The organism is Komagataeibacter melaceti, from assembly GCF_003403295.1.
Lineage (GTDB): Bacteria > Pseudomonadota > Alphaproteobacteria > Acetobacterales > Acetobacteraceae > Komagataeibacter > Komagataeibacter melaceti.
Window position 1 is genome coordinate 1 of record NZ_QUWV01000203.1, and the last position, 13665, is coordinate 13665.

Below are 13665 nucleotides of genomic sequence, written 5' to 3' on the forward strand. Positions count from 1 at the left end.
GGGTGTGCCAGCCGGGGGCGTGCTGGTGGCGGCCTTGCGGGCGGGGGGCTGTTTATGTTGCGAATCGTGAACGACCTGGGGGGTCTGCTGTGCGTGGGCGGTATCAGGCTGTCCGAACGAACTCAGGATCGTACTGGTCAGAAAAATCTGGAGCGACCAAAATCGTTTCTTATTCATGCTCGGGCCTGTATTTATATAGGGTTACGATGTGGGGGATTTTTACTCAGGTCTGATCTTGTCCGCGCAATATAAATGTTTTGGGGACAGTACTGGCGTCTGTTTGTGATGAAATTTGTTGTGGTAGAGTTATGATATTTTAATCAGATACGAATTTGCAACATAAATTCTGATTGGATGGTCAGATAATTTTGCATCAAGAACCGGCTTGTGTTGCGGAAAAGAGAACAGTAATTCCGTACATTGTAATAACGTAACGACTGGTATTCCCCGCCGGATCGCCACCATGGCCGCCGTTGCGGCCATATGACCGTTCCCGTCATGACACCATTTTTATTTGCCCCGACCGCCACCAGGCCAGAAATGGCGGGAAGGGCCACCGGTTTAGTTCATGCGGCAAGCATAGGCAGCGTTATCATTCTCCGGTAAGCTTGGTTCGACGTTGCAACAAGGAGAGGCATGAATGACAATGCGCCCGGTTCTGGTCGGTGATCCGGCTCCGCTATTCGTTCAGCACTGTACAACGCAGTGGGGGCGCTATAGTTTTGATATGGCGGCGGGCCGATACAGTATATTGTTATTTGTACCCTCGCTGCATAATCCCGCCGCCCGGCGCGCGTATGACCATGTGCGCCGCGGCATGGATACGCTTGATACCGCGCAGTCCCATGTCTTTATTGTCAGCGCGGATGAAAAGGACCACGCCGCGCACACTCCTGATGCGGACATGCCCGGCCTGCTGTTCCTGTGGGATGCGGACCTGCTGGTCCATAATCTGTACGGCGTTGCAGCCAAAAGCTGCTGCTGGGTGGTGGTTGACCCGATGATGCGGATTGCCCTTGTGGCGGAAAACGGGCCGCAGGCCGCCCGCCGCGTGCTGGAGTGGACACGCGCGCAGCCCCCCCATCAGGACGGGCCGATCCCCGCCCTGCTGCTGCCCAATGTGCTGGAGCCGGAATTCTGCAATGCGCTCATCCATTATTACCAGACGCAGGAAACGCACCTCTCCGCCGTGCTGACACAGGGCAGGGATGGCAGCCCGCTCAATGTTACCGACCTGTCGTTCAAGCGCAGGCGGGACTGCACGCTGCGTGACGCCTATCTGGTGCAGCAGCTCCAGGCGCGCATCATCCGGCGCGTGGTGCCGGAAATCACCAAGTCGTTCCAGTGTACCGTCACGCAGATGGACCGGATGATCATCAGTTGTTACGACGGCGCGGACAGGGGCTGCTTTGGCCCGCACCGGGATAATACGGTGGCGGGTGCGGCACACCGGCTGTTCGCCATTTCCATCAACCTTAATGATGCGTTTGAGGGGGGAGACCTGATCTTTCCCGAATTCTCCGCCCGTGGCTTCCGGCCGCCCGCCGGGGGGGCGGTGATCTTTTCATGTGCGCTGCTGCATGCCGTGCGTCCCGTCACGGCGGGCCGCCGTTATGCCTGCCTGCCTTTTGCCTTCAATGCGGAGTCACTCGCCCGCGCGCGGCAGGCGCACGCACAGGCAGCGGACACGAAATGAAACGGGCAGGCAGGAAACAGTCCAGAACCGGGAGAAAGTTTCTGGTGCGGCTCTTTCCAAAAAGCTTCGGGTGGAGCCGTCTTATTTAAAAAACGGCCCCACCCGAAAATATTTCTATACCGCCAGTTTCCGGCCCAGCGGCGCACGGGGAATGTACCGCCCCGCGCCACGGGTCACGCGCAGGTCGCCATCATCCCACACCAGCCGCCCGGCGCTTATGGTCCGGCGCGCCACGCCTGTTACCGTCATGCCTTCATAGATGTTGTAATCGACATTCTGGTGGTCGGTGCTGGTGGAAATGGTCCGGCTGCCCTGTGCGTCCCACAGCACCAGGTCGGCATCGGCGCCTTCGGCAATGCAGCCCTTGCGGGGGAACATGTTGAAGATGCGCGCGGTGTTGGAGGAGGTGATGGCCACGAATTCCTCCGCCGTCAGTCGCCCGGTTGCCACACCGTGGTGCCACAGGATGCTCATGCGGTCCTCGATCCCCGGTGTGCCGTTGGGAATGTGGGTGAAGTTGGTGCGGCCGTTTTCCTTCTGCCCGGCGCAGAAGCAGCAGTGGTCGGTTGCCGTTGTCTGCAACTGCCCCGACATCAGTCCCGCCCACAGCGCATGCTGGTGGTGGCGGGGACGGAAGGGCGGGCTCATGACATAGCGCGCGGCGGTCAGCCAGTCGGGGTTGGAATAGACGCTTTCATCAAACACGAGATGCTGGGGCAGGACCTCGCCATACACGCGCTGGCCACGCATGCGCGCCGCCGCGATGGCGTTGGCGGCTTCCTCGGTCGAGACATGGACGATATAGACCGGCGCATCCAGCAGCCCCGCCAGGGCGATGACACGCTGCGCGGCCTCGCCCTCCACCGTGGGGGGGCGTGATAGCGGGTGGGCGTCCGGCCCGGTGCGGCCTTCCGCCAGCAGTTTCGCCTGCATGTAGGCCACCGCATCGCCATTTTCGGCATGCACGGTGCACAGTGCGCCCAGTTTCCCGGCGCGGCGGATGGAGTGCAGCAGCACGCCGTCATCCACCATGAGCGCGTTCTTGTACGCCATGAAATGCTTGAAGGAACTGACCCCACATTCATTCACGAGCGTACCCATATCGGCATGCACCTGGTCATCCCAGTGCGTGACGGCCACGTGGAAGGCGTAGTCGGCAGCGGCCTTTTCGGCCTTCTGCCGCCATGCCTTCCATGCATCAAGCAGTGAGCCGCCAGATTCGGGAATGACGAAGTCGATGATGGAGGTCGTCCCCCCCGCCAGGCCGGCGGCGGTGCCGGTATAGAAATCATCGCTGGCGACCGACCCCATGAAGGGCATTTCCATATGGGTGTGCGGGTCAATCCCGCCCGGCATGACCAGCAGGCCACCGGCATCGACCACCTCGCAGCCTGTGGGGGTCTCGATCTGGGGGGCGATGCGGGCGATCCTGCCGCTGTCATCGCATAATATGTCGGATCTGAAGCTGCGTTCGGCCGTGACAATCGTGCCGCCTTTGATATGTAGCATGATCGCCTGCTCTCCTGTCATATGTTCTGACCAAGAAACGGTCTTGTCATTTCGTGCAAGAACCGTATTGTTATCCTGACCCGATGGTCAAGATTATATCTTCACCGGAACGGATTAAAAAAGGGAACCACCATGGCTGATGGCGCGGATCACATGGACGCTCACCTTGTAAACGAGGATCTCGCGCCCGTGCGGGTGCGGAGCTGGGGGTGGTTCGATTATGTCTCGTTATGGATGTCGAACGTACACAGCGTGGGCGGCTACGTAACGGCGGGCAGCCTGTTTGCCGTCGGCCTGCCTGCGGGGGATGTCTTCATCGCGCTGGTTGCGGCCATCATGATGGTCCAGCTTGTCTGCAACCTTGTCGCCCGGCCCAGTTTTGAATCCGGCGCGCCCTATCCCGTCATGGCGCGCATGGCCTTCGGGGTGCGGGGCGCGGTGGTGCCCGCGCTGGTGCGCGGTGTCATTGCCATAGGGTGGTACGGAATCCAGACATGGCTGGCGTCCAATGCCGTGGTGATCCTGCTGCTGCGCCAGTGGCCCGCGCTGGCGCCATGGGCCGATACCGCGCAGCACGGCGCGATGGGCCTGTCCACGCTGGGGTGGGGGGCGTTCCTGCTGCTGTGGCTGGTGCAGGGGGCGGTGTTCTGGCGTGGCATGGAAACCATCCGCCATTTCATCGACTGGGCCGGTCCCGTGATCTACCTTGTCATGATCGCGCTTGATGGCTGGCTGCTGTGGCGGGCAGGGGGGCATATCTCGCTTGGGGTGTTTGACGTGACGCCGCAGGGGCCGGGCGCGCGGGTGCTGGGCATTGTCAACGCGGCGGCGCTGGTGGTGGCCTATTTCTCCCCCATTGCGCTCAATTTCGGGGATTTTGCCCGTTATGGCGTTTCCCTGCGGGATGTGCGGCGCGGCAATTTCTGGGGGCTGCCGGTCAACTTCATCGGGTTTTCCGTGCTGACGCTGGTCACGATCGCCCTGACCCGGCCGGTATTCGGGCGCATCATCCTCGACCCGGTGGAAACGGTGGCCCAGATTGACAGCCCGACGGCGGTGGCCATTGGCGTGCTGACCTTCGTCACCGCCACGGCGGGCATCAACATCGTGGCCAATTTCGTCTCGGCCGCATTCGATTTCTCCAACATGGCGCCGCATGCCATCAACTGGCGCAAGGGCGGGCTGATCGCCGCCGCCGGGTCCATTGTGGTCATGCCGTGGAACCTCTATGCCCGGCCGGACCTGATCCACCTGACGCTGGATGTGCTGGGTACGTTCATCGGCCCGCTGACGGGCATCCTGCTGGCTGACTACTATTTCGTGCGCCGCGCCACCGCGCCGGATGTGGCGGCGCTGTACACTGCCAGCGAACGGGCGCCCTACTGGTACCGCAACGGCGTCAACCCCGTGGCGATGGTGGTGCTGGCGTGTTCGGTGCTGTGCGGGCTGGCGGTGGTGTTCGTGCCGGTATGCGCGCCGGTCAGGAACCTGTCGTGGTTCGTGGGCTTTTCCTGCGCGATGGGGTTTTACGTGGCGGCGTCGCGCCTGTTTGCGCGGCCTGGTAGATTGACGACGCCAGTTGCGTGATGGTGCGGGTGCCTGCGTCATAATCGCAGGCTTCCAGTTGCGGCTTGCCCAGCACGGCGGCCATCTGCACCTGCATGTCGGCATAGGCCTGTGTCATGGCCCACAGGCAGAACAGGAAATGCACCGGGTCGATCGGCCCGATCAGGCCCTGCGCCTGCCACTGGCTGAACACTTCCACGCGGGCTTCCACGTGTTTGCGCAGGGTGTCAGCACAGAAGTCACGCACATACGGCCCGCCGGACAGCAGTTCATGCGCGAACAGGCGGGAGGCCTCGGGGCGCAGGCGGGAGAACTCCATTTTCGCGCGGATGAAGCCATTCAGCCCCTCCTGCGGCGTACAGTCAGCCGAGAGCCAGCGATCGGCATCTGAAAGCCAGTCTTCAAGCAGTTGCTGCAGGGTGGCGCGGTACAGGTCTTCCTTTGTGCGGAAATAGTAGTGGATGTTGGCCTTGGGCAGGTTGCATGCCTCGGCAATGTCACTGACCCGCGCGCCCGACAGCCCGTGGGCGGCAAACACCTTTTCCGCCGCGTCGAGTATCTGGCGCGTGTTGTTGCGCCGGGGCACGGTCGTGCGTTTCTTGCGGGGCGGGTGACTGGGGGCGGAAGCGGGCATGGGGAATACGGGCCACTTGATGAACAACGATAATTCCCGTGAAACTGCCCTGTTTGTGCATTTTCCGTCAATCCGTTCCGGCTGCAATATTTTGTATGAATGTGAACAGCCGCTCGTCATCCGCATGCGCGACATTGAAGCGGAACCACTGTGATGGCTGCTCGCCGGGCCGGAACAGGTGGCCGGGGGCCAGCATGATGTCATGCTGGCAGGCCCGTTCCGCCAGTGCGCGCACGTCATGCTCCCGCCCGAACCGCGCCCAGGCGAACATGCCCCCCGCCGGGTGGAAATAAAGCTGCATGCCCGCCTGTTCCAGCCGTGCGCAGACTCTGGCCTGCGCGCGGGTCAGGCTTTCGCGCAGGTGGGCCAGGTGGGGGCGGTACAGCCCGCTGCTGACAATGGCGTGGACGATCTCCTCGTTCAGTGGCGCGGTGGTGAGGTTGCTGGCCATTTTCTGGCGCAGGATGCGCTGGGCGGTATCGGCCGCGCACGCCACGTAGCCCACCCGCAGCCCCGGCCCGATGGTCTTGGAAAAACTGCCGATATGCACCACCCGTTCCAGCCCGCCCAGTTGTGACAGGGTCTGCTGGCCCACAGGTGCGAGATCGAGGAAGATGTCATCCTCGATCACCGTCAGGTCGTGCTGGCGGGCGATCTTCAGCACCGCGCGCATGTTGTCCGCCGTGCTGCACGTGCCGGTCGGGTTGTGCAGGATGGAGGTGGTGATGAACAGCCGCGGGCGGTGGCGGCGCACCATGCGCTCAAGCTGGGCGGGGCAGGGGCCATCGGGGTTGCGCGGGATGCTGGCTATGCGCAGCCCCAGCGCCTGCAGGGCGGGGTAGAGGTTGCAGTAGCCGGGGTCTTCCACCAGCACCATGTCACCGCGTGTTGACAGGCAGCGCACCGCCAGTTCCAGCGCCTGGCTGGCCCCGTGGGTCAGGATGATGTTGCTCTCCTCACATTCAATATCACGCTGGCCCAGCATCTGGCGGATGTCGTGGCGCAGCCCGGCATGGCCGTACGGGTTGCCGTATTCCAGCATGGCGGCCATCCTTTCGGCTGGCAGGGCCGCCAGCGCGCGCCGCGTGGCGGATGTGAACAGCATTTCCGGCGGCAGCCAGCCACACCCGGCCTTGATGACGGGGGCTTCCTCCTCATACGCATGCTGGAGCAGCCACATCGAATCAATGGAGCGCTGGATCATGGGGGTGCTGCGCGCCGGGCCGGTCACAAAATAGCCGCGCGTGCCCCGGCTTTCCACCAGTCCCGCCCCGGACAGCCGCAGGTAGGTGTTGGCGATGGTCAGGGTGCTGACCCCACATTCACGCGCCATGCGCCGGATGGAGGGCAGGCGCGCCCCCCGCCGCAACGCGCCGCTGCGGATGCGGGCTTCGATATCATGGCCGATCTGGCTGACAAGCGGGGTTGCGCTGTTGCGGTTGGTCGGGACGGGCGCGGGGGCGGACATGGAAAAAACCCTTCCGGTCAGTACAGTTTCGGACAACGTGGCCTGATTGTACATATACAGCGGGTGGGGGCGCAAATACGCTTGTGAAATGAATCGGCCCGGCGCAGGGACCGGGCGCGTATTCCATCACAGGATTGCACCATGATTCAGGATAAAGAAAAGACGGCCCTTCTGCGTAACGCGCGTGAAGGGGTTTACTGGCAGCCCTTTACCGCCAACCGCCAGCTGCGCGCCAACATGGAACCGCGCACCATGGTCAGTGCGAAGGGCGCGTACTACACCAGCACCGACGGCACCAGGCTGTTCGATACCCTGTCCGGCCTGTGGTGTACGCCGCTGGGCCATGCCCACCCCCGCATTGTCGAGGCCGTGCGCAAACAGGCCGAAACGCTGGATTTCGCGCCGTCGTTCCAGTTGACGCATCCCGGTGCGATCTCGCTGGCCGAACGGATCGCGGACCTTGCGCCCGATGGCATGAACCACGTCTTTTTCGCCAATTCCGGCTCGGAAGCGGTTGATACGGCGCTCAAGGTCGCGCTGGGCTACCACCGGGTAAAGGGGGCGGGCAACCGCTTCCGCATGATCGGGCGCGAGCGCGGGTACCACGGCGTGGGGTTTGGCGGCATGTCGGTGGGCGGCATCGTGTCCAACCGCAAGATGTTCGCCCCCGGCATGATGCCCGGCGTGGACCACCTGCGTCATACCTATGAACCCGAACACATGGCCTTCAGCCGCGGGCAGCCCGCATGGGGCGCACACCGGGCGGAAGACCTGGTGCGGCTGGTCACGCTGCATGATGCTTCCACCATCGCCGCCGTGATCGTGGAGCCGGTGCAGGGTTCAACCGGGGTGATCGTGCCGCCGGTGGGCTATCTGCAGCGCCTGCGTGAAATCTGCACGGCCAACGGCATCCTGCTGATTTTTGATGAAGTGATCACCGGCTTTGGCCGCATGGGCGAGAACTTTGGCGCCCAGCGCTTTGGCGTCACGCCCGACATCATCACCTTCGCCAAGGCCGTGACCAACGGCATCATCCCCATGGGCGGCGTGATCGTGACGGACGAGATCTACAACACCTTCATGACCGGGCCGGAAAACGCCATCGAGTTCTGTCACGGCTATACCTATTCCGGCCACCCCATGGCCGCCGCCGTTGGGCATGTGGTGCTGGACGTGATGCGTGAGGAAGGGCTGGTCGCGCGCGTGCGTGAGCTTGAGCCGGTGCTGGAGGACGCGATCCACGGTCTGAAGGATCTGGATGTGGTGGCCGACATCCGCAATATCGGGCTGACCGCCGCCGTTGACATCAAACCCGCACCCGGCAAGCCCGGCGCGCGCGGGCTGGCGCTGTTCGAGGCCGGGCTGCGCGGCGGGCTGCTGCTGCGCTGCACGGGTGATACGGTCTCCTTCGGCCCGCCGTTCATCTCCACCGCGCAGGAACTGCGCGACATGGTGGCCACGCTGCGCAGGCTGATAACCGAAGTGTGCTGAACACCAGCCGGAATTACCCACAGGAACAGAGGAAAAGACCATGCCGTTGATGCATTTTCACATTGTAAAGGGCCAGCGCACCCCTGATGAACTGCGCAGCCTGCTGGATGCGGCGCATGACGCCATGCTGGAAGCCTTCAAGGTGCCGGCGCGTGACCGCTACCAGCTCGTATCGGAACATGAGCCGACGCACATGATCATCGAGGATACCGGGCTGGGCATCCCGCGCACGCCCAAGGTTGTGCTGCTGCAGGTCGTCTCGCGCCCGCGTGGGAAGGAGCAGATCGCCGCCTTCTACCGCCTGCTGGCCGATACGCTGCAGGCCCGCTGCGGGCTTGCCGCGACGGACCTCATGGTCTCGGTGGTTGAAAACCAGGATGAACACTGGAGCTTCGGCCACGGCCGCGCCCAGTTCCTGACGGGCGAGCTGCCGCTGCCGGGGGCAAAGGCCTGATACCGGGCTGCAAAAACGTTCCGGGTCCCCTTTCGGGGCCCGGAATTCCTCCGTTTCATGAATAAGCGGCGGGGGATTTCTTTGTTACTGTGGAATAATAAACCGGGCCAGAAACGAACGACCCGAAAATTTTGAAAAAACCTGATCATTTAGTCAGAAAAACATTGCGGCCTGTTATCGAATCTTCCTATGCTCGGCACATCAGAACGCTGCTGGAGCTGTCATGTCGCAGAATCCCGATATAGCGCCCGGACGCCTTGGCGATGCCGAACTCGCGCTCAACTTTTCCGATGCCCATCCCCCGCTGACCCACGCACAGGCCGTGGTCGAGGCCGAGCGGTGCTTCTACTGCTTCGACGCCCCGTGTATCGAAGCCTGCCCCACGGGCATCGACATCCCGCGCTTCATCCGTGCCATCGCAACCGACAACATGGCCGGTTCCGCGCGCACCATCCTTGAATCCAACATCCTTGGCGGTTCATGCGCGCGTGTCTGCCCCACGGAAATCCTGTGTGAGCAGAAATGCGTCCACAACACCCGTGAGGAAGGCCACCCCATCCGCATCGGCATGCTGCAGCGCCATGCCGTTGACTGGCAGATGAACCATGGCGGCCAGCCCTTTACCCGCGCCGAGCCGACGGGCCATCGTGTCGCCGTGGTGGGGGCAGGCCCCGCCGGGCTGGCCTGTGCGCACCGGCTGGCCATGCACGGGCATGATGTCGTGCTGTTCGACCGCCATGAACGCGCCGGTGGCCTGAATGAATACGGTGTCGCCGCCTACAAGCTGCCCGATGACTTTGCGCAGAAGGAAGTCGATTTCCTGCTGGCCATTGGTGGCATCACCTTCGTCTCGGGCATGGCGCTGGGCCGTGACATGACGGTTGCGGGGCTGCGGCGGGAATATGACGCGGTGTTCCTGTCCGTCGGGCTTGCGGGCGTGCGTGCGCTCGGGGTCGAGGGGGAAGACCTTGATGGCGTGATGGATGCCGTCACCTTTATCGAAAACCTCCGCTCGGCCGACAGGAAGACGGTGCCGGTGGGCCGCCGTGTGGTGGTGATCGGCGGGGGCAATACCGCCGTTGACGCCGCCGTACAGGCGCGCAGGCTGGGGGCGGAGGACGTGACCCTTGTCTATCGCCGCGGGCATGAGAACATGTCCGCCACGCAGGTCGAGCGCGAATGGGCGCAGACCAATGGCGTTACGGTGCGGCTGTGGGCATCGCCCGTGCGGCTTGTGGCGCGTGACGGCGTGCTGGCTGGCGTCGAGTTCGCGCGCGGCGCCCAGGGGCCGGACGGGAAGGCCCGCTATGACATGGCCGATACCTTTGTCATCGAGGCGGACATGGTGCTCAAGGCCGTGGGCCAGACCTTTGTGTCCGACCCGCTTGATGGCGGCAGCATCGCCATAGCCGGCGGGCGGATCATGGTGGATGATTCGGGCCAGACGACCATGGAGGGGGTTTACGCCGGCGGCGACTGCACGCCGGGCGAGGACCTGACCGTGGCGGCGGTGCGTGACGGGCGCGACGCGGCGGATTCCATCAATGCCGTCCTGTCCACCATGGCAACGAGATAAGGAAACCGGAAATGGCTGATCTACGCACGAATTTTGTTGGTATCCGTTCGCCCAACCCGTTCTGGCTCGCTTCCGCCCCGCCCACGGACAAGGAATACAACGTCCGCCGCGCGTTCGAGGCCGGATGGGGCGGCGTGGTGTGGAAAACACTGGGCGAGGACCCGCCGGTGGTCAATGTCAGCTCGCGCTACGGGTCGCTGAACTACAATGGTTCGCGCATGATGGGGCTGAACAACATCGAGCTGATTTCCGACCGCCCGCTGGCCGTCAACATTGCCGAGATCAAGGCCGTCAAGCGCGACTACCCCGACCGCGCGGTCGTGGTCAGCCTGATGGTGCCGTGTAACGAGGAAAGCTGGAAGGCCATCCTGCCCATAGTGGAGGAAACCGGGGCCGACGGCATCGAACTGAACTTCGGCTGCCCGCACGGCATGTCCGAACGCAACATGGGCGCGGCCGTGGGGCAGGTGCCCGAATATGTGGAAATGGTCACGCGCTGGTGCAAGCAGCACACCCGCATGCCGGTCATTGTCAAGCTGACACCCAACATCACCAACATCCTCATGCCCGCGCGCGCCGCGCTGCGTGGCGGGGCGGATGCGGTCTCGCTCATCAACACCATCCAGTCGGTCATTGGCGTTGACCTTGACCAGATGTCGCCCATGCCGGTGGTGGACGGGCAGGGCACGCATGGCGGCTATTGCGGCCCGGCGGTCAAGCCCATCGCGCTGCGCATGATCGGTGACATCGCCCGTGACCCGGATACGGCGGGCATCCCCATTTCCGGCATCGGGGGGATCGGTTCATGGCGCGACGCGGCCGAATTCCTGGCCATGGGCGCGACCACGCTGCAGGTCTGCACGGCGGCGATGCATTATGGCTTCCGCATTGTGGAGGACATGGTGGACGGCCTTTCCACATGGATGGACCAGAAGGGCTACGCCACCATCAATGACGTAACGGGCCAGGCAATCCGGCGCTACGTGCCGTGGAGCCGCCTGAACATGAAGTTCAGCACCATCGCCCGCATTGACCAGGATGCCTGCATCAAGTGCGGCCTGTGCCACATCGCGTGCGAGGACACGTCGCACCAGGCCATCGCCCGCACCCGTGAGGGGGATGAACGGCGCTATGAGGTGATTGACGCGGAATGTGTCGGCTGCAACCTGTGCGCGCATGTCTGCCCCGTGGATGACTGCATCACCATGCAGCCCCAGCCCGTCGAGGGCGTGCTGACATGGCCCGAGCACCCCAACAACCCCGCGCGCGTGACATCAGGTTCGTAACACCCCGACCGGCAAGAAAGGCAGACCATGACACAGACAAAAACCGCGCCGCATGGCAGCAACCTTGGCGTTGACGGGCAGGCCCTGTGGTCGGACCTGATGGAGACCGCCCGCTTTGGCGGCACGCCCAAGGGCGGCATCCGCCGCCTGACCCTGACACCCGAAGACAGGCAGGTGCGTGACTGGTTCGTAAGCACCTGCGAGGCGCTGGGCTGCACGGTCACGCATGATTCCATGGGCAACCAGTTCGCCCGCCGCGCCGGGCAGGATGACAGCCTGCCGCCCATCGTCATGGGCAGCCACCTTGATACCCAGCCCACCGGCGGCAAGTATGACGGTATTCTGGGTGTGCTGGGCGGGCTGTCCGTGCTGCGCGCGCTGGCGCGTTCGGGCTATGTGACGCGCCACCCCATCGAGCTTGTCAACTGGACGAACGAGGAGGGCTCGCGCTTCACCCCGCCCATGATGTGTTCGGGCGTGTTCGCGGGCATCTTTACCGAGCAGGAAGTGCTGGACAAGCGCGACCGCGCCGGAAAGCGCTTTGGCGATGAGCTGGAGGCCATCGGCTACCGTGGCAATGAAGCCTGCGGGCAGCATCCCGTCCGCGCGTATTTTGAACTGCATATCGAGCAGGGACCGATCCTGGAGGCCGAGAACAAGACCATCGGTATCGTGACCGGCGTGCAGGGCGCGCGGTGGTACGAGGTGACGGTAAAGGGCAAGGACGCCCATGCCGGTTCCACCCCCATGCCCATGCGCCATGACGCCCTGCTGGCCGCCGCGCGCATGATCGACGCGCTGGACACCGTGGCCTGCCAGCACGCGCCCACCGCCGTCGGCACGGTCGGACTGATTGAAAACCGCCCCAACAGCAGCAACGTCGTGCCGGGCGAAGTCTTCTTCTCTGTGGACATACGCGACCCTGATGACGCGGTGGTCGCGGCGATGGAGACCGAATTCCACAAAGAGTTCAGGGCCATTGCCGCGCGCACGGGCGTGGAGCTGGAAATCGTGCGGATATGGGACGCCCCGGCCGTGCATTTCGATCCCGCCTGCATCGACATGGTCGAACAGGCCACGGCCGAGAGCAGCTACCCCGCCCGCCGCATCGTGTCGGGGCCGGGGCATGACGCCGCCTACCTGGCCCATGTCGCGCCCACGGCCATGATCTTCGTGCCCTGCGCGGACGGCCTGAGCCATAACGAGGCGGAAAGCATCACCGCGGAAGATGCCGAGGCCGGGGCCAACATCCTGCTCAAGGCCGTGCTGAAGGCCGATGCCGCGTTTGATGTAAAGTAATCGTGTAACACCACCCGCTACCGCCGCCGCGACAGGGGAATTTTCTCTCTCCCCCGCGCGGCGGTGCATCCTTTCCCCCGCAGGCCGCATCCCCGCCCGGGCTTGCCGCGTTGTCGCCCGCCAGCCCGCACGCAGCCAGCACGGGTGCGGCGGGCGGCGTGATCCGTTATGGTGGAACCGGCCGGACCGGTATGACCATAATGGCACTGACGCACCGCGCGGGGAGAGAGACCTTGAAATTCCATTACGCCCCACTGCTTGCCGCCTGCATGGGCGTGCTGCTGGCCATGCCCGCCCACGCCCAGGCTGTACCCGCTCAGGATGCGCCATCCCCCACCAGCGGCGCGCCCGCCAGCCACAACCAGGCAGCGCCCTTTACGTGCCAGAACGCCAGTGCCTGCGTGCTGTCCACGCTGATCCAGTATTCACCGCCATGGGCGCGCTCGGTCGGGCGCACGCTCCTGCTCAGGCTGGAAGATACCGTCAGCGTCCGTGATTTCGGCGCGCAGGGTGATGGCAGCGTGGATGACACCCCCTTCATCCAGAACGCGGTGAACGCACTGTGCGCGCGTGCGCCGGGGCAGGGGGGGACGCTGTATTTCCCGGCGGGGAAATACAATATCTCCGCCTCCGTCGGGGTTTCGGTGCCGTGCAGCGGCATCTACCTGCGCGGGGCGGGATGGGGC

The 13665-nt window shown here is 63.8% G+C and carries 11 protein-coding genes; 8 read left to right on the top strand and 3 right to left on the bottom strand.

The genetic code is table 11. From position 1 onward, the window contains the following. The first annotated feature begins 640 nt into the window (after positions 1-640). Entirely contained in the window at positions 641-1696 is a 1056-nt protein-coding gene (locus tag DY926_RS16035; protein ID WP_241503278.1) for a 2OG-Fe(II) oxygenase family protein, read from the top strand. A gap of 114 nt (positions 1697-1810) precedes the next feature. Here the strand turns inward: DY926_RS16035 and hydA are convergent, their stop codons facing one another. Further along, positions 1811-3205 carry a dihydropyrimidinase gene (gene hydA, locus DY926_RS16040; protein ID WP_116704264.1) on the bottom strand — a complete coding sequence of 465 codons (1395 nt, stop codon included), beginning with the start codon at positions 3203-3205 and terminating at the stop codon, positions 1811-1813. Between the two features lie 132 nt (positions 3206-3337). Here hydA and DY926_RS16045 point away from each other — a divergent pair, with 132 nt between their 5' ends. Then, entirely contained in the window at positions 3338-4792 is a 1455-nt protein-coding gene (locus DY926_RS16045) for an NCS1 family nucleobase:cation symporter-1 (RefSeq protein ID WP_116704265.1), read from the top strand. On the opposite strand, the gene DY926_RS16050 is transcribed toward DY926_RS16045, so the two are convergent. Next, positions 4686-5405 (bottom strand): TetR/AcrR family transcriptional regulator, encoded by a 720-nt coding sequence (locus tag DY926_RS16050; RefSeq protein WP_116704272.1) that lies wholly within the window; start codon positions 5403-5405, stop codon positions 4686-4688. The genes DY926_RS16045 and DY926_RS16050 overlap by 107 nt on opposite strands. Positions 5406-5472: 67 nt before the next feature. Next, entirely contained in the window at positions 5473-6873 is a 1401-nt protein-coding gene (locus DY926_RS16055) for an aminotransferase-like domain-containing protein (protein ID WP_116704266.1), read from the bottom strand. Between the two features lie 141 nt (positions 6874-7014). Between DY926_RS16055 and DY926_RS16060 the strand changes: the two genes are divergently transcribed. The 6 genes from DY926_RS16060 to DY926_RS16085 form a co-directional block, all read left to right on the top strand. Further along, positions 7015-8364, top strand: a complete 1350-nt coding sequence (locus DY926_RS16060; RefSeq protein ID WP_116704267.1) for an aspartate aminotransferase family protein — start codon at positions 7015-7017, stop codon at positions 8362-8364. A gap of 40 nt (positions 8365-8404) precedes the next feature. Then, entirely contained in the window at positions 8405-8818 is a 414-nt protein-coding gene (locus DY926_RS16065) for a tautomerase family protein (protein WP_116704268.1), read from the top strand. 223 nt (positions 8819-9041) lie between these two features. Beyond that, complete coding sequence (locus DY926_RS16070; RefSeq protein ID WP_116704269.1) at positions 9042-10394, top strand: NAD(P)-dependent oxidoreductase; 1353 nt, start codon at positions 9042-9044, stop codon at positions 10392-10394. Between the two features lie 11 nt (positions 10395-10405). Further along, entirely contained in the window at positions 10406-11680 is a 1275-nt protein-coding gene (preA, locus tag DY926_RS16075; RefSeq protein ID WP_116704270.1) for an NAD-dependent dihydropyrimidine dehydrogenase subunit PreA, read from the top strand. 27 nt (positions 11681-11707) lie between these two features. Next, entirely contained in the window at positions 11708-12979 is a 1272-nt protein-coding gene (locus DY926_RS16080) for a M20 family metallo-hydrolase (RefSeq protein WP_116704271.1), read from the top strand. 233 nt (positions 12980-13212) lie between these two features. After that, the coding region (locus DY926_RS16085; protein ID WP_241503279.1) for a glycoside hydrolase family 55 protein at positions 13213-13665 on the top strand (453 nt) is incomplete at its 3' end.

Bases quoted from the DNA above. Each gene is read 5' to 3' on its own strand.
- DY926_RS16035 (WP_241503278.1), top strand. From the start codon at position 641: ATGACAATGCGCCCGGTTCTGGTCGGTGATCCGGCTCCGCTATTCGTT.
- hydA (WP_116704264.1), bottom strand. From the start codon at position 3,205: ATGCTACATATCAAAGGCGGCACGATTGTCACGGCCGAACGCAGCTTC.
- DY926_RS16045 (WP_116704265.1), top strand. From the start codon at position 3,338: ATGGCTGATGGCGCGGATCACATGGACGCTCACCTTGTAAACGAGGAT.
- DY926_RS16050 (WP_116704272.1), bottom strand. From the start codon at position 5,405: ATGCCCGCTTCCGCCCCCAGTCACCCGCCCCGCAAGAAACGCACGACC.
- DY926_RS16055 (WP_116704266.1), bottom strand. From the start codon at position 6,873: ATGTCCGCCCCCGCGCCCGTCCCGACCAACCGCAACAGCGCAACCCCG.
- DY926_RS16060 (WP_116704267.1), top strand. From the start codon at position 7,015: ATGATTCAGGATAAAGAAAAGACGGCCCTTCTGCGTAACGCGCGTGAA.
- DY926_RS16065 (WP_116704268.1), top strand. From the start codon at position 8,405: ATGCCGTTGATGCATTTTCACATTGTAAAGGGCCAGCGCACCCCTGAT.
- DY926_RS16070 (WP_116704269.1), top strand. From the start codon at position 9,042: ATGTCGCAGAATCCCGATATAGCGCCCGGACGCCTTGGCGATGCCGAA.
- preA (WP_116704270.1), top strand. From the start codon at position 10,406: ATGGCTGATCTACGCACGAATTTTGTTGGTATCCGTTCGCCCAACCCG.
- DY926_RS16080 (WP_116704271.1), top strand. From the start codon at position 11,708: ATGACACAGACAAAAACCGCGCCGCATGGCAGCAACCTTGGCGTTGAC.